At 70.0% G+C, this 15937-nt stretch carries 9 protein-coding genes and 2 pseudogenes; 5 read left to right on the forward strand and 6 right to left on the reverse strand.

The features are described 5' to 3' along the window. Positions 1 to 6: 6 nt before the first annotated feature. The 3 genes from ACFXI4_RS13465 to ACFXI4_RS13475 form a co-directional block, all read right to left on the reverse strand. Complete coding sequence (locus ACFXI4_RS13465) at positions 7 to 966, reverse strand: PDR/VanB family oxidoreductase (RefSeq protein WP_384990092.1); 960 nt, start codon at positions 964 to 966, stop codon at positions 7 to 9. Next, the gene (locus ACFXI4_RS13470) at positions 963 to 1652 is read right to left on the reverse strand and encodes a dienelactone hydrolase family protein (RefSeq protein WP_384990093.1); all 690 of its coding nucleotides are present in this window, start codon (positions 1650 to 1652) and stop codon (positions 963 to 965) included. The genes ACFXI4_RS13465 and ACFXI4_RS13470 overlap by 4 nt, the downstream gene beginning before the upstream one ends. 118 nt (positions 1653 to 1770) lie before the next feature. Then, the gene (locus tag ACFXI4_RS13475) at positions 1771 to 2544 is read right to left on the reverse strand and encodes a dioxygenase (protein ID WP_384990094.1); all 774 of its coding nucleotides are present in this window, start codon (positions 2542 to 2544) and stop codon (positions 1771 to 1773) included. A gap of 490 nt (positions 2545 to 3034) precedes the next feature. Here ACFXI4_RS13475 and ACFXI4_RS13480 point away from each other — a divergent pair, with 490 nt between their 5' ends. After that, positions 3035 to 4714, forward strand: coding sequence for a cytochrome b5 domain-containing protein (locus ACFXI4_RS13480; RefSeq protein WP_384990095.1), 1680 nt, complete (start codon positions 3035 to 3037; stop codon positions 4712 to 4714). 471 nt (positions 4715 to 5185) lie between these two features. Further along, entirely contained in the window at positions 5186 to 6082 is an 897-nt protein-coding gene (locus ACFXI4_RS13485; RefSeq protein ID WP_384990097.1) for an NAD(P)H-binding protein, read from the forward strand. Between the two features lie 544 nt (positions 6083 to 6626). On the opposite strand, the gene ACFXI4_RS13490 is transcribed toward ACFXI4_RS13485, so the two are convergent. Next, positions 6627 to 7745: a maleylacetate reductase gene (locus ACFXI4_RS13490; RefSeq protein WP_384990099.1), complete on the reverse strand. Its 1119-nt coding sequence runs from the start codon at positions 7743 to 7745 to the stop codon at positions 6627 to 6629. Between the two features lie 400 nt (positions 7746 to 8145). Then, complete coding sequence (locus ACFXI4_RS13495; protein WP_384990100.1) at positions 8146 to 9042, reverse strand: LysR family transcriptional regulator; 897 nt, start codon at positions 9040 to 9042, stop codon at positions 8146 to 8148. A 375-nt stretch (positions 9043 to 9417) separates the two neighbouring features. On the opposite strand from ACFXI4_RS13495, the gene ACFXI4_RS13500 reads away from it, so the two are divergent. Beyond that, positions 9418 to 12249 (forward strand): helix-turn-helix transcriptional regulator, encoded by a 2832-nt coding sequence (locus ACFXI4_RS13500; RefSeq protein WP_384990102.1) that lies wholly within the window; start codon positions 9418 to 9420, stop codon positions 12247 to 12249. Positions 12250 to 12474: 225 nt separating this feature from the next. On the opposite strand, the pseudogene ACFXI4_RS13505 reads toward ACFXI4_RS13500, so the two are convergent. Further along, positions 12475 to 13334: pseudogene (locus ACFXI4_RS13505) on the reverse strand (STM4011 family radical SAM protein). A gap of 35 nt (positions 13335 to 13369) precedes the next feature. On the opposite strand from ACFXI4_RS13505, the pseudogene ACFXI4_RS13510 reads away from it, so the two are divergent. Together ACFXI4_RS13510 and fxsT are read left to right on the forward strand one after the other, a co-directional pair. Further along, positions 13370 to 13492: pseudogene (locus ACFXI4_RS13510) on the forward strand (SMI1/KNR4 family protein); the annotation flags it as partial. A 361-nt stretch (positions 13493 to 13853) separates the two neighbouring features. After that, positions 13854 to 15914, forward strand: coding sequence for an FxSxx-COOH system tetratricopeptide repeat protein (fxsT, locus tag ACFXI4_RS13515; RefSeq protein ID WP_384990104.1), 2061 nt, complete (start codon positions 13854 to 13856; stop codon positions 15912 to 15914). The last annotated feature ends 23 nt before the right edge of the window (positions 15915 to 15937 follow it).

Here is a 15937-nt window from a genome sequence, read left to right on the forward strand (position 1 = left end):
GTCTCGTCACTCGGGCAGTTCCAGGACGAGCTCCTCGCTCAGTGCCCTGGACACGCAGATCATCAGCACCGTGTTCCCGGCGCGCTCCGCTTCGCCCAGCACGTCGTCGCGGTGGTCGGGCAGTCCCTTGACCACCTTGGTCTCGCACGTGCCGCAGATGCCGTCCCGGCAGTCGAAGTCCAGGTCGTAGCCCTCGCTTTCGAGAGCTTCGAGAATCGACTGGTCCGGGCCGACCCGCACCCGGTGTCCCGAATCGGACATGACCACGTCGAAGCCGGTGTCGTTCGGGGCGGCCGCCCGCGACGACGGCTGGAAGCGCTCGACTCTGACCGCCGACGGATCCAGTGCCAGATCCTCCACGGCCCGGGTCATTGCCTCCGGCCCGCAGCAGTACACGGTCCACCCCCTGTGTCCGTCGAGGAGCGCCTGCAGGTTCACGAGGCCCTCCTGCTCGTCATCGGCATGGATGGTGACCCTGCTGTCCGCCCAGGAGACGATCTCGTCGTGGTAGGCCATCAGCGAGCGACGGCGGCCGCAGTAGACGAACTCGAAATCCGGGACGCCGGCGGCCCGCACCTGCCGCAGCATGCTGAGGATCGGGGTGATCCCGATACCTCCGGCGAGGAAGAGATACCGGTCTGCCCGCACCAGCGGGAAGTTGTTGTAGGGACCTTCCACCGGGACGACGGACCCCACGTCCAGTTCGTCGTGGACGTACGTACTGCCGCCGCGCGACGTCGGCGACCTGTGGACGGCGATGATCCAGCTGCCGTCCTCCCGGTCGGGGCCGCACAGTGAGTACTGCCGGGTCAGGCCGGCCGGCAGACCGAGGACGATGTGCGCTCCCGGCTCCCACGCCGGGAGCGGCCCGCCCGCGGCATCGGCCAGCCGGATCTCGACGACGTCGTCTACGACCTGCCTTCGCCCCTCGACCCTCACCCGGCGTGCCGTGTTCCAGCCCCTCATGACTCTCCCGCCGCCGGCGAACCGCCGAGGTGCCCGTGGAAGAAGTGCAGCGTGCGGTGCCACGAGTCGGCGGCGGCTTCCGCCGACTCGTGTCCCTTCTCGGACAACCCGGCGAGGAAGCTGTGCCCGGCGCGCTCGTACCAGACGACCTCGTGCTCGCCGGGTGCCCGCTCCAGTGCCGCCTCCAGCAGGTCCACCTCGTCCGGGTCGATGTAGTCCTGCCGGCCCCAGAAGGCGAGCACCGGACCGGGGATCCGGGCGGCGACCGCGATCGGCTGGTCCGTCGGGACCTTCGCCCCTGCCACGCCCCTCGGGAACGCGTAGTAGGTCACGGTCGCCTGGTTCGGCCGGCTCGACGCCGCCAGCAGGGCGAAGGTACCGCCCAGGCAGAACCCCAGCATGCCGAAGCGTCCCGTCCCCCCACCGATCTCGTCGATGACCTTGCCGAGGTCGCCGACGGCCTGGACGTCGTCGAGCAGGGCACGCCGCGCGAACGCGGCTTCCCGGCTTGAGTCCCTGGCCTCGCCGACCCGGTGGAACAGGTCCGGGACTATCGTGCGGTAGCCGTGCTCCGCGAGCAGGCCGGCCAGGTACCGGTAGAACGGGTTGACCCCGAAGATGTCGGACGCGATGACGATCTGAGGCGCCTCGGCACCTCCCGCACGGACTGTGTCGGGTTCGAACACCAGGTACGGAACCGGATCGGTACCGGCTGTTCGCCGCTTTTCCTGACGAACTGTCAGCTTGGGCCGCGGAGCGGTGGAGTGGACATGGCACATCGGAGTACCGGTTCCTTTCTCGCGGCTACTGGGGCTGCAGTACGAAGGTGAATTCGCCGTGCGTCCAGCTGTCGCCGTCCACGTCGGTCTTGCTCAGCGGAATGATCAGGCCCTGCTTCACGCCCTCGGCGCAGTCGCTGTCCAGGTAGGGGTCGCCCTCGAAGTAGAGCTGCGTCACCAACGGCTTGTAGCCCTCGGCCGTGATCCTGAAATGCAGGTGAGCGGGGCGCCAGGTGTGCCGGCCCAGAACCGAGTTGAGCAGGTCGCCGGTGGGCCCGTTCTTCGGGATCTCGTACGGGGCGGGACGGATGCTGCGGAACGCCGTCGTGCCGTCCTCGTCGACGGGAACACGGGCCCGCAGGATGAAGTCGTCGGGCATGCCCGCGTCGATGAAGCTGTACAGCCCCTTGTCGGTGGCGTGCCACACGTCGATCACCGCCGCGGGCAGAGGTTCCCCGGCCGGATTGCGTACCGACGCCTTGAACAGCATCTTGTCGCCCGCCTCGTCGGGGCGCATCGGCAGCGTGTACGGCTGCCGGCTCAGCAGCGGCGCCCCGGGCTTGTAGTAGGGGCCCTCGATGGCACTCGGCGTCCACGGACCCTCGCCGTAACTGGTGGTGTCCACGGTCGCCTCGAGGAAATTGTCCATCCACAAAGGCCATTCACCCGCCTCGCTCACCCGGACCAGATACCGAGTGACCGCCGCGTAGTCCTCGTACTGAAGACGGTGACGAACAATGAAGTCCTTCACCATCTCCATGAACTCGTCGAACAACTCCACAACACGCTGATCCGCCATCTCATCCTCCTGTGGAAGCCGCCGTAACGGGAATCCAGTATCCGGGCGACCGGCAACCGGATTCGACGACGACGCTAACGGCACCCACACGACACCGGCCAATACCGGATCGGAACGGCCCACCGTGCCGTACGGGTATCACGCTATCGAGGCGAACTCCCGGGGCATGTCGGCAAGTCCGTCGCCATGAGATCCATGAGTCAGTGAACAGTGCTGGCTGAGCTGGCTGTTGGAGCGGCGGGGACTGGCCGAGCCGCCGACCGACGCGCGTCCGCACGCGACCCGGCGTACGCGATTTCGGCTGTCGTGGACCGTGGAATCCACCGGCGGTCAGAAAACACAACCGGCTGCATGACGCGGGTCGCGAAAGGTATGACGGCGGCGAGTTCTCGGTATTGGACGGCACACGACGCCGGTGCCTAACGTCTGCTGAACGTGCCCGGCGTGACCACCCGAATCCTTCCTGAATCGAAGACGACCTGGAGGACGTATGCATGCTGTGATCATCGGTGGCGGAATGGGAGGGCTTTTCGCCGCCCTGGCTCTCCGTGAAGCAGAGGGCGTGTTCGATTCGATCGACGTCTACGAGCAGACCAGGACTCCCACCACCGCGGGCGCCGGCCTGAACATATCCCCCAACGGTGCCCGGCTGTGCCACTGGCTGGGCGTCGACCTCGACGGTGGCGACCCCAAGGGCCCCGACGGCGTGCCGGACGGCGGGCGTGCCGCGATCCTGGAAGCGTCCCGGGAGATACTGGCCGACGGGTCGGTGTCTCGTAAGCCGATCCCGTACAACACGCCGGAGCAGCTGAGCCAAGGCGGTGGTTTCCACCACATGCACCGGCAGGACCTGCTGATGTGCCTGCACAAGCGGGTGAGCGAGCTCGGCCCCGAGTCCGGTGTGAAGTGCCCCGTCCGCGTGCACATGGGCAAGCGTCTGACGAAGCTGTCGCAGGACGAGCACCGCGCGACGGCCGTCTTCGAGGACGGGACGACGGTCACCGCCGACCTGGTGGTCGGAGCCGACGGAATCGGGTCCAGGGTACTGAAGGAGACGTGGCCCGGCAGGGGGCAGCGGCGCTGGACGGACGTCGTGTGTTACCGGGGACTGATCCCGCGCGACAAGGTCGCTGCCCTGCGGAAGCCGGACGGCAGCCCGCTCGACCACAACCCGATCGACTCGTACAGCATGGACACCCGCCGGCACGACACCGCGTGGGTGATGACGTACTGGGTCCGCGGCGGGGAACTGCTCAACGTGTGGTACGGCGTGTACACCCCGGACTCGGGTGAGTTCCCCGAGGACTGGGCGGGCTGGAAGCCGATCGAGAACGCCGACATCCTGGAGACGACCGAGCGTGCGTTCGCCGGCGATCCTCGCAAGGACGACATCCTCGCGATGGGCGCCGCGATGGTCGAACCGACGAAGTGGGGGCTCTACGACCGGGACGCTCTCGAAGACTGGCAGGAGGGCCGGATCTGCCTGCTCGGGGACGCGGCGCACCCGATGCTTCCGACGTTCGGTCAGGGAGTCAACCAGACCCTTGAGGACGGCGCGGCGCTGAGCAGCTGCTTCAAGCTGCACGGCGACGACGTCTACAGCGCCCTTCTGCACTACGAGCGCGTCAGGCATTACCGGGCGAGCCGCTTCCAGTTCGCGTCCAAGTTCAACTTCAAGGTCCTGGAGCCCGAGGACACACCGGAGCGCAAGGCTCTGCTGGCGGCGGCCGACGAGCGCGACTTCCCGCTGTTCGCCCACGAGCAGCGAGCCGGCAACGACGACGCGTGGATCTACGACTTCGACGCACGCAACGTCGGGGACACGCTGCCGAGGAAGAAGCTCGGCCCGTGGGACTTCCGCGACCGAGAAGTGATCGCCAGCGCGCGCAGGGAAGTGATGCGCAACCTGTGGAAACCGCAGAATCCGTCGACCGGCGACCGGGAGGTGACCAGGGACGAGCTCGCGGGGCACAACACCTTCGACGACTGCTGGATCGTCATCGGTGGCAAGGTGTACGACTTCAGCGAGTGGAAGGACCACCACCCGGGCGGAGCGTTCGTCGCCCGCATGTACGCCGGGCGGGACGCGACCGCGGAGTTCTCCGACTTCCACAGCAAGGCGGCGCTCAAGCACATGGACAACTTCTGCGTCGGCCGGCTGGTCGACTAAGGGCTGTCCCGTAATCCCTGGTGGATCAGCGCGCGGCGTCGGATGCGGTGCATCGCAAGGCGGAGGGTCGTCCTCATACTGGGCGTGTTCGGGCGAGCCCGACAACGCTGCGAGGTGCCGTAGCTGTCGTCGTGCGCCCGCCGGGGATCACGGGACAGCCCTTAGCGCCCTGCGCCTGAAGTTCGTTGTTCCGGTGCGGCTTTGCCCGCACGACGCGCACGGGGTCGGCCGTCAGCCGGACCGACGCGGACCTTCGACGAGCGCGAGACACGGGTGCGTCCGGTCGCGACGGATGGCCTCAGACCTGGCCTCCGACCTGGCCCCTGCCCGGGATGACCGGATCCGCGAGTCGCGCGGTCCGTTCAACTCCCCGCGGTCACCGGCCCGGTGCGCGACACGCGCCCCTTCTAGGCAAGCAATCGGATTCAAGGGGTTCCGCGATCGACCGCGGCCCCGGATGGAGGAAAACCCATGCCCATGTCTGAGGAGAACCACGCCGCGGTGGCGGTCACCGGTGTGACCGGTGCGCTGGGCAGCAGAATCGCCGCCCGGCTCGCCCTGCACGGCGTGCCCCAGCTCCTCGTCGGGCGCAGCCCTGACCGTATGTCCGACCTGCCGGGTGCCCAGCGGCGCGGTCCTGCCGCCTACGACGACGCCCCGGCCATGCGCAAGGCACTCGAGGGCGCGTCGACCCTCATCCTGGTCTCCGGATACCGTACGGGCCGCCGACTGGAGGAACACGCGACCGCGATCGAGGCGGCGACGGCGGTCGGCGTGGAGCGCGTCCTGTACGTGTCCCTCGTCGGCGCCTCCCCGGTCGCCACGTATCTCAACGCACGCGACCAGTGGACGACCGAACAGTTCCTGGCCGGGTCCGGAATCCGTCACACGGTGCTCCGCGCGGGCTGGTACTCGTCGACACCGGCGGCCCTCGCCGACGAGGACTTCGTCGTGAGGGGCCCGGCGCACACCGGCCGGGCCGCCTTCGTCACCCACGAGGACATCACTCGGGTGATCACGGCGGTCGCCCTCGACGACGGACCCCGCTCCGAACACGACGGCGCGGTCCTGGAGATCACCGGGCCCGAGGCGCTGACCCTCGACGAAGCGGTCACCCGGATCGCCGCGGCCACCGGCCGCCCCTACCGCTTCCAGACCGAGACCCTTGAGGAAGCCTTCGCGCGGCGCTGGCGACGGGGTGTCACCGGGGAACAGATCGAGACCTGGATCTCGTGGTTCCAGGCGATCGACAGGGGCGAGGTCTCCACGGTCACCGACGTCGTCCCCCGGCTCACCGGCTCGCCGGCGACACCGATCTCGGACGCGGCCTGGTGGCCCGAGCCCACGACAGCGCGCGGTGTCCGATGAGGGGCACGTGCATCAACAGCCGCTGAACTCCCAGGAGGCGACGGCAATGCCGGGGCCGGCGACGAGGGTGTATCCCAAAGGGGACCCCCGCGCCGGCCCCGGACGGCAGGTGAGGCCGGCCGCTCCGGACCCGCCTCCCCAGAAGGCACTTCCCGTCAACGGCGGCGGCCGGAACATCGGCCTCGTGGACCCGGGCTACGTCCCGTTGACGATCGGCATCCGGGGTGATGTGTGGCCGCGCTCGATGCCGGCGGTGATCGGCACGTCGAGAGAGCCACGGCGTTTCGACGCAGCCACCGATCAGTCTCCCCTCCGCCCCCACGGCGCCGCTCCCGTCGAACCGTGTCCTGGCACCGAGCGAGCCGAATGTGTACGCGCGTATGCCGGGGCCGGCGGCGCAGTCGTCGTAGCTGCTGGTCCGACGGCGATCGGACAGCGTCGGGCTGAACCGGTGGCCCCGGACCTGAACGTCACGCAGCGGCGGCGTTCAGGCGCTCACGCAGAGGGACGGCATCGAGGGTGTGTGCTGCGGCGCGACGACATGTCACCGCGACGCGGGCCGGTTGCCGTCGAACGCTTCCCGGATCAAGTCTCGGAGGTCGGAGGCCGTCACCGGACGCGGTGGCAGCGGGAGGTCGGCCAGCACCGCCGAGGCCGCTGCGACCGCCACGTCCACGTCTGCCTCGCGCATACCGATTCCGGCAAGCGCCGTGGGTGCGGCGAGGAGCCGGTGGAGGTCCCAGATCAGGCCGCCGGCGTCGCTCACGGGACCGGTGATTCCGAGACTCTCGAGGACGGCCTGGGTGTCGCTCGCGGCGGCCGGCGCGAGGTGCGCGACGGTGTAGGGAAGGAGCACGGTGTGCAGGGGGCTGTGCGGAAGGTCGAGCAGGCCGCCGAGGACGTGACAGAGTTTGTGGTGCAGACCGGTGGTGGCCACCTCCAGCGACCATCCGGAGAGCCAGGCGCCTCGCAGCGCGAAGCTGCGGGCGGACACCTCACGGGGCCGTTCGAGGATGGTCGGCAGAGCCCGGGCCATGGAGCGGATCCCCTCGGCGGCGGTCAGCCGCGTCAGCGGGGACGCATCGTGGGCGTACAGTGCCTCCACGCAGTGTGCGATGGCGTTGATACCGCTCGTCACCGAGATCTCCGCGGGGAGATCCAGGGTCAGTTCGGGATCGTAGACCACCGTGCGGGGCCGGACCGCGGTCGCTCGCCCGGTGGTCTTCTTGCCGTCCTGGGTCATCCCCCAGATCGACGTCATCTCACTGCCGGCGTAGGTGGTCGGAATGGCGACCAGCGGCAGTTCCAGTTTCCTGGCGACACCCTTGGCGAGACCGGTGGCCGAACCGCCGCCGATGCAGACCAGTACTCCCGCGCGGGCGTCGCGGATGGTGGTCACGGCCTTGTCGACGGCGTGCACGGGTACGTGCTGCACCACCTCGCCGATGCGCGCGCAGACCCCTCCCGCCGCATCCGCTGTCAGCCGGTCCGCGGCGCTCTGGGCGGTCGGATCGTGAATCACCGCGATCCGATCGCCGTACCGGGATGCCTCACGGGCGGCGACCGAGATCAGGCCGGGCCCGAACACGACCCGTGAAGCAGGCCATTCGTGGACGAAGCCCGTGAGTTCTGCCGAAGGCAAGGACGGATCGTTCTCGTTCATGATGACGGCTCTCCTCATTCAACAGGGCTCGTGGTTCGAGTCCAGAGATGTTCGGCCTCGTTGCCGCCGGTACCGGGTGCGGGCGGCACCTCCGACCTGCTTCCCGTCGAGGTGGTCGTGCCGCCCCCGGTGCACGCGCACCGGTCCGCCATCGGTCCGCGGCCCGCATCGGGCAGGTGACGGGGATCTGCGCAACCGGTCCACGACCGAGGGCCTCGAGCGAGGGGTGCGCTGTCACGTGGTATGGGGTTGCGGTACGAAGGTGGACAGGGATCCGGCATCCGCGCGACCGACGACCGGATTCCACGATCACGCTAACCGCGCCCGCACACCACGGGCCAATACCCGATCGGAACGGACCACCGAGCCGCACGAGTATCACGCCGGCCCGTCTCCCGGGTCATCCGGCCCCGGGCGAGGTGGCGGAGACGTGATCGAGGAACGCCTGGACGAGCGAGGGCGTGTCGTCCGCGCGGTACAGGCAACTCAGCCTCTCCTGAGGCGTGTCGGCCAGCGGTACGAAGCCGACGCCCGGGAGCGTGATTCCGGTCGCGGACCGGGGCACCACCGAGCAGAATCCGGCCGATGCCACATATCCCAGGGCGGTGAGCACGTCCCCGGCCTCTCGGACCACATGCGCCGTGAACCCGGCCTGGGTGCACAATTGGCTGACCTCGTCGGCGAAGCTGGGGCGAGGGGCCGCGGGAAAGAGAACGAGTTCCTGGTCGTGCAGATCGGCCAGCGCCGCCTTGCCCGTCTGCAGGAGCGGATGAGCCTCGGGAACGGCGAGGTAGAGGGGTTCGCTGGCGACGTGTCGCACGGCGAGCCCCGTTTCGCTTCGGTACTGGCGACTGAAACCCAAGTGCATGCGTCCGTCGCGGATCGCATCGGCCTGCACGTTCTTCGTGGCCCTTTCGAGGACCAGGCTCACCGCGGGACGGGTCTGGAGGAATCCCCGCAGCAGGCGCGGCACCGTGTCGAACATGGGGGAACCGAAGTAGCCCACCACCAGGGAGCCTGCCTGTCCCGCGTCGGCCAGCCGTGCGCGGTCGATGGCGTGGGCGGTCAGCTGCACGATCCGGTAGGCCTGTTCGAGCAGGAGTGCACCGGCCTCGGTCAACTCGACACCGCCGGGGGTGCGCATGAAGAGGCGGGCGCCGATGGCCCGTTCGAGCCGTACGATCCGCCGGGTCAACGGCGGCTGGGTCATGTGCAGCCGCGCCGCGGCCCGGCTGACGTTTCCCTCCTCGGCGACGACGATGAAACATTCGAACTGTCGGAGATCAACTGGGAGCACTCGCTACTCCAAGACTGGGAATGACCAGATTCCGTGCTCTTCGGCCCTCACGCACCCACCCGCAACCCGGCGACACCGACTCCCGAGGTACCGCGGGCGAGTCACAGCGGGAGCCGAGTCCCTTGACGTTTGCAGTAATTGCGGTGGTTACGGGGCCACTCAACAAACAAGTCCGTTTCGTCGCTGCTCACCTTGGTGACATCTCGCGTCCACATTCCAACGCCCTGGCATCCGTCGGCATCCCACAGATGGGTTATATGAAGGTGATCGCCGCATCGGGCGGTGTACGGAAACTCCGCTTTGATCAGGGTGCGTGACCACGCCGATGGGAACCCACGCTCGTAGCGGACACGACCCGTACGCCATGCTTGTTCCATGAGCAGCACGAACCCAGCCGAGAGCCAGGCCGGCGGGTGCGGGGACCAGACCGTCACCGGGCTGAGCCTGCGGGGGCGGGACCGCGAGATCTCGACGGTCCGTGAGGCCCTGGACGCGGTCCATGGCGGGCTGGGCCGCTGCGTCGTCGTAGAGGGCTCGCCCGGCGTCGGCAAGAGCCGTTTCCTCACGGAGCTCGACGGGATGGCGCGGCGGTTCGGCTTCGACGTCGTGTCGGTGCGCGCCGATGAGCTCGACCAGTACGCGGCGAGAGCCACGCTCTTGTCCGCCCTGTGCTCCTCCTCCGGTTCCGTCCGGATCGCGGAAGCCGCGGACGATCAGCGGCTCCTGCTCCTGGACTCCATCGCGGACGCCTTGGAGGAGCGGGCGCAGCGCGCGCCGGTGGCCGTTCTCGTGGACGACGCGCAGTGGGCCGATCCCGCGACCCTGTTCGTCCTGCGCACCCTGCCCGGACGGCTCGTCGCCTCCCGCATCCTCTGGGTGCTGGCCCTCCGGTCGGACAACGAGAGGCCGATCGTGGCCAGGGTCCGGGAGGACCTCGAACATCTCGGCGCCCGATGGCTGGCCCTCGGCCCGCTGCCGCAGCGAGATCTGCGGCACATCGCTGCCGACGTCCTCGGGGAGCGGCCGTCACCCGGTCTGGTAAGACGCCTGCACGGCGTAGGGGGCAATCCCTTCCTCGCGATTGAACTGGTGCGCGCTTTCACCGACGTCGCCGCGGAAGAGGGCGGAGCAAGCCTCCTCCACGACAGTATTCCCGAAAGTTTCCGGCGCAATATCGCCGCGCGTCTGGAACGGCTCCCGCCGGACGCCGTACGCCTGCTCCAGATCGGCTCCGTCCTCGGCCGTGAATTCGACTTCGGCGCGGCCGCCCGGATGCTCGGCAGACGGGTGGGCAGTCTGCTCTCGGGCGCCGAGGCGGCTTTGGACGCCGGTCTTCTCTCAGCCGACGGCCCCCGGCTGGCCTTCCGCCACGACCTCATACGGCAGGCCTTCCACGAGAACCTGCCCCAGGCCATACGAACCGCTCTGCATCAGGAGGCGGCGGACACGCTGCGCGCCGTCGGGGCACGCCCCGCCGAAGTGGCCTGGCACGTGCTGCTGTCGGGCGGCCCGGTCGACGACCAGGCCGTGACCACGCTGACCACCGCCGTACGGGACATGTCGCCCTCGGCGCCCGACGCCGCCGCGGACCTGGCCCAACGCATCGCCGGCCTGCTGCCCCGGCACGACCCGCGCCGTATCGCGCTGCTGACCGACGCCGTCGAGTACCTGGGCCGCACCCGCCGGCTCCACGAGGCGCTGGACCTGGTCGACGCCACGACGTCGGCGGGCCTCGAACCCGCGCAGGAGGCGCGGCTGCGGCTGGCGGCCGCCGAGATCCACCAGGCCGCGGGTGACGACGCCGCCGCGATGAGCCACCTGGAGACGGCCCTCGATCTGCCCGGGCTGCCGTCCGACCTGCGGGTCCGGCTGCTGAAGACGAAGGCCACGGGCCACGTCTACCTGGGAGACATCGCCGCCGCCGAGCGGACCGGGACCGGGCTGGTCGAGGCCTCCCACGGCAGCGACGACCCGGCCGTCGTGGTCAGCGCCCTGATCTTCCAGTCCCAGACCTGCTTCTACCGCGGCCGGCTGGCCCGCGCCCTCGAACTCGCCGAGGAGGCCACCCGGCGCGCCGGCACCGTGCCCGTCGCGCTCTATCTGCGGCCCCCGCGGATCGCGGCGCTGTGGCTGGCCACCGTCCTGACCGTCACCGACCGGATCGCCGACGCCCAGCAGGTCCTGCGGGAAGGACAGCGCGAAGCGGAGGCGCTGGGCCTGGGCTGGTCACTGCCCCACTGGCACGCCACCCGCGCCTGCGCGCTCCTCGAACAGGGAGCCCTGGACGACGCGGCCGTGGAGGCCGAGGCCAGCCTGGCGGTGGCGGACGAACTGGAGATCACCCTGTCCAGCCCGCAGGCCCGCGCGGTGCTGGCGCTCGTGGAGCTGCGACGCGGTGACCTCGCTAAGGCCAAGGTTCACCTCGCCGCCGCTCCCACCGGCGCCCACACGCAGCGCTACGGACCGTGGGTGAGCCTCGCCCGGGCCTGCCTGGCGGACGCGGAGGGCGACGCGGGTGCGTCGGCGGTCGCACTCGCGGAGTGCTTCGGGACCGGGGAACCGGCGTGTCTGCTGGTCCTCACACCGTCTCATTGGCCCACGGTCGTCCGCACTGCACTCCGCGGCGAGCACCAGGCGCTCGCCGAGGCTGTCTGCGGTGCCCTGCTCGACCTGACCGCGGAGGACGGGAGCCGGCAGATCACCGGGGCGGTCCGCGCCCACGTGGACGGCCTGCTGCACCACGACGCCGGCGCCCTGGAGTCCGCCGTCGCCGCCTACCGGAACACCGGCAGACCACTGGCCCTCGCCGCGGCCTGCGAGGACCTCGCCGAGCTGATGGCCAGGACGGGCCGGGCGGCTGCGGCTATCCCCTACCTCGAGGAGGCTTCACGCCTCACGTCGGCCTCGGGCGCCGATCGCGACCAGGGACGCATCAGGGAACGTCTGCGGCGGCTCGGCGTCCGTTCCGTCCTTGCGCGCACCGACACCGCCGGCCCGTGGGGCTGGCAGGACCTGACCGAGTCCGAGCGGAACCTCGTCCCACTCGTCGCCGAGGGCCTCACCAACCGCGCCGTCGCCGACCGGCTCTACGTGTCCGTACACACCGTCAACACCCACATGAAGCACATCTTCACCAAGCTCGGCATCAACTCCCGCGTCGAGCTGACCCGGCTGGCGATCGAACGGGGCATCGACAGGGACGGATGAGCGCTGCACCGGTCGCCGGGTGCGGGGGCAGCGAGCACGGCCACACCGTGGTCGTGGTCCCATCTCACCGTCACGGCCTTCACCTTGGTCACGGGCACCTCGGTCGGAGCAGACGATCGGACGAAGGAGCCCCTGTGTCCGGCGAACCCTCTGGTGAGCCACCGGGTCGAGACACCGTTCGAGGCCCGGGGAAAGAGAGCGAGATTGGTTGCGGCTGTCATTCCCCTACCTGGAAACGGCCGTCCGGGACGCCGGGATGCGTTCCAGGACCCCGCCCGCGAACACGTCGTACAGCGGCAGCGTCTCCAGGTGGACGTAGCCGATGTGGCAGTCGCAGACGGCCAGCGGGCAGGCCCGGGGCCGGAGCGCGGCGCGGAAGGAGCCGTCGTAGAGGTTGCCGAGCGGCGCCGGGACGAAGTGGCAGCGGCGGACCGTACCCGCCCCGTCCACCGAGACCACCGACTCGCCCGTCCGGCACGGCAGTCCGCCGCTGGCGTGCGGGGTCCGGCTGTAGGGGAACAGCGGGTCGAGGTCCGTCCAGAGGGCGGCCTCCGCGTCGGTGTAGGTGTGGCCCTCGGCCGCGTTGCCCCAGAGGTAGACATGGTCCGGCAGGTCCGCGCGCAGCCGTCGGGCCGCGTCCAGGTGGTCCGTGAGGCCGACGCCCCCACGCTGTACCGGATGCCGCGCGCCGCCAGGTCCCGGCACTTGGCGAGGAACCGGTCGTAGGGCGTCTGGTCAGGGTGGTACGTGCACCACAGGGCGAGCGTGCCGGGGTCGGCGTCGGCGAGCCAGTCGGTGCGGCAGCTCAGGTTGGTCTGGATGGCCACCCGGCGCACATGCGGCCGGTGGGACAGTTCCACGAGGGCCCGCCGGTACCAGGACCGGGCCAGCCCCTCGCCCCAGGGCGTGAACAGGACCGACAGCCGGTCCTCGGTCTGCGCCCCGGCCCACTGAGTGAAGCGTTCCAACGCGGCGCGGTCCGATCGCAGTTGCTCGGTGGAGTCGCGCCGCTTGGCGAACGGGCAGTACGGGCAGTCGTAGTCGCAGGAGGCGAGCGGGCCGCGGTAGAGCAGGGTCAGGTCCATGGCGTCGCGGTCACTTCCGCTCGTAGGCGGACATCTGCCGGGTGGACGACGTGGACCTCGCCCCGCTGCTCGACGACGACGGTACGCCGGTGACCTTCGCGCGCTGGTACACCGGATGGTTGGAGAAGGCCGAGAGCACGGCTCTGTCGGCACCGTAGACCCGTTGCGCTCCTGTTGGCTCTGCGCCCTCGGTCAACAGGGCGACCGCCAGTGATCACGAACCCGATGGTCAAGGCATGCGGACGGGACGCCGGGGCTCGGTCCTCGCCGTCCGCGCGGCGCGGAACCTGGTCTTGGCGCCTCCTCCGCACCAACACGGTGCAGGTTGCGGGACCATCCCTGGAGAACCGCTGAGCGGCGCGTTCGGGCTCGGCTGGACGGCGTCTTCGGCCGTCGGGAGCTGGTCTGGCTGGGCCGTGCCCGGCGGACCGGGATGAGCCGGCTCGGCCGCCGGCCTGTCACCGGCGTCGGTAATCGCCCGTCGGACTGGCGGAGTTCTCGGCTACGATCACGTCGGCTGTGGTCGTCACGGTCGCCGTCGCGACCGGAGAGGGAGCCATGTGGCGGAGGCTGATCGGCGCGGTGGCCGCTCTGCTCGTGCTGTTCGTTGGCAGCCTCGCCTTCAACGCCGCCTCCGGACAGAGTCACTGGCCCGGACCGCTCGACATCGTGCGCGTGCACCCGTGGGTGGCGCTCCTGCTCCTGGTGCCGCTCGCACTGCTCGAACTGCGGCGGGAGTCAATCGGAAGCCGCACACCGCGCCCGGCAGCGCCCACGACGTACCGGCTGCCGCCACGCAACGCCCACTTCACCGGTCGCGACGCCGACATGCGGGAGTTGCGCCGGCAACTCGCCTCGGCAGGCGAGACCGCCGTCCAGGTGGTGCACGGCCTCGGTGGCGTGGGCAAGACACAGCTCGCTGTCGAGTACGCGTACCGGTACCTGTCGAAGTACCGGTTCGTCGCGTTCGTCGACGCAGAGGACCCCGACCTGGTGGCGTCGCAGTTCACCTCCCTGGCCAGGGAGCTGGGGCTGGTTGAAGTGGGCTCGGAACAAGTCGTCCCGGAGGTGTACGGCAAGTTGCGGGACCGCAGGCCCTGGCTGGTGATCTTCGACAACGGGGAGAGGCCGGGCATGCTCGTGCCGGCACTGCCGTCGGGAGAGCTGGCGAGGAAGGGGCACGTCCTCGTCACGACCAGAGTGAGCGGATGGTCGGGCACGGCCACAGTGATGGACCTGGAGGTGTTCACCAGGCAGGAGTCGGTGGCACTGCTGGTCCGGCGGGTTCCCGGCACGACCGAGGGGACGGCGGACCGGATCGCGGAGCAACTGGGCGACCTGCCGCTCGCGTTGGAGCAGGCAGCCGGTTACATGGACTACAACCGGACGGCGCCGGAGGAGTACCTGAGCCTGCTGACGTCGCGGTTGGAGGACATGCTCTCAAGGGGCGAGCTGGCCGACCGGCCGTCGGTCGTCGTCTCGACTCTGTGGCAGCTCAGCGTGCACAGGCTGGAGCGGGAACGGCCGCAAGCAGTGCGGCTGCTGGAGCTGTGCGCTCTGCTCGCGCCCGAGCCGATCCCGCTGGACCTGTTCACCGCCGGCCCGGAACCGCTGATCGCGGCGGCCGCCGATCCGCTGACGTGGGACACGACGGTCGGCGCCCTGGCCGGTTTGGGGCTCGCACGGCGCGAGCGCTCCTCCCTGGTACTGCACCGGCTGGTCCAGGCAGCGATCCGGGCCGCGACACCGGACGACGTGCTTGCGACCGCCGGGGTCCGGCTGCGCCGTGCACTGCTGGCGGCCGTACCGCACGACATCCACGGCGACCCGGACGCGCGGCCCCGCTGGCATGCGCTCCTCCCGCACGTGCTGGCCATGACCAAGGACGAACCGCCGGCCGAATGCGCCGCGGACACCGCAGTGCTGCTGCGCCTTGCCTCCGAGTTCCTCCTGCAGATCGGCACCTACGGGGCGGCACTGTCGCTCTGCGAACGCGCCCTCGCACTCGACGAAGCGCTCGGGGGGCGGGACACCGAGGTCGGCTTCGACCTGATCACCCTCGCGCAGATCCACCGCGACCTCGGTACGCCGGAAAGGGCTCGTCCGTTGGCGGAGCGTGCACTGCGCCTGCACGAGTCCTGTCTGCCGACAGGGAGCCCCGCCATCGCGACGGACCTGGCGACGCTCGCCCGGACGCTCTGCCTTCTCGGCGATCACGAGGCGGCACTGCCGCTTGCCGAGCGGGCACTGCGGATCGACGAGGAGGCGTACGGGCCGGACAACCCCTACGTGAGCTTTGATCTCATCGCCCTGGCAACCGTCCACTTCGACCTCGGCGACGCCGCCACGGCCGTGCCACTGATCTCACGGGCGCTGCGGATCCGCGAGACCCTCTACGCCCCGGACCACCTGTACATCGGCTACGCGCTGCTCTTCAAGGCCAAGGCCCTGCACGCCGTGGACGATTCGTCCGCGGTGAGCCTCGCACGCCGGGGCGCACAGATCCTGCGCACGCGGCTTGGGAGCACCCATCCCAAGACCGAGAACGCCCTCGCGCTGGTGGACCAGCTCAGCGGCTGACCCACTCCGAGCCAGGGGGACCC

Source organism: Streptomyces sp. NPDC059224, from assembly GCF_042754285.1.
In the GTDB taxonomy this organism is placed as follows: domain Bacteria; phylum Actinomycetota; class Actinomycetes; order Streptomycetales; family Streptomycetaceae; genus Streptomyces.

Excerpts from the sequence above, each read along its gene's own strand:
- ACFXI4_RS13485 (WP_384990097.1), top strand. The coding sequence starts at position 5,186 with ATGCCCATGTCTGAGGAGAACCACGCCGCGGTGGCGGTCACCGGTGTG.
- ACFXI4_RS13490 (WP_384990099.1), bottom strand. The coding sequence starts at position 7,745 with ATGAACGAGAACGATCCGTCCTTGCCTTCGGCAGAACTCACGGGCTTC.
- ACFXI4_RS13500 (WP_384990102.1), top strand. The coding sequence starts at position 9,418 with ATGAGCAGCACGAACCCAGCCGAGAGCCAGGCCGGCGGGTGCGGGGAC.
- ACFXI4_RS13465 (WP_384990092.1), bottom strand. The coding sequence starts at position 966 with ATGAGGGGCTGGAACACGGCACGCCGGGTGAGGGTCGAGGGGCGAAGG.
- ACFXI4_RS13475 (WP_384990094.1), bottom strand. The coding sequence starts at position 2,544 with ATGGCGGATCAGCGTGTTGTGGAGTTGTTCGACGAGTTCATGGAGATG.
- ACFXI4_RS13480 (WP_384990095.1), top strand. The coding sequence starts at position 3,035 with ATGCATGCTGTGATCATCGGTGGCGGAATGGGAGGGCTTTTCGCCGCC.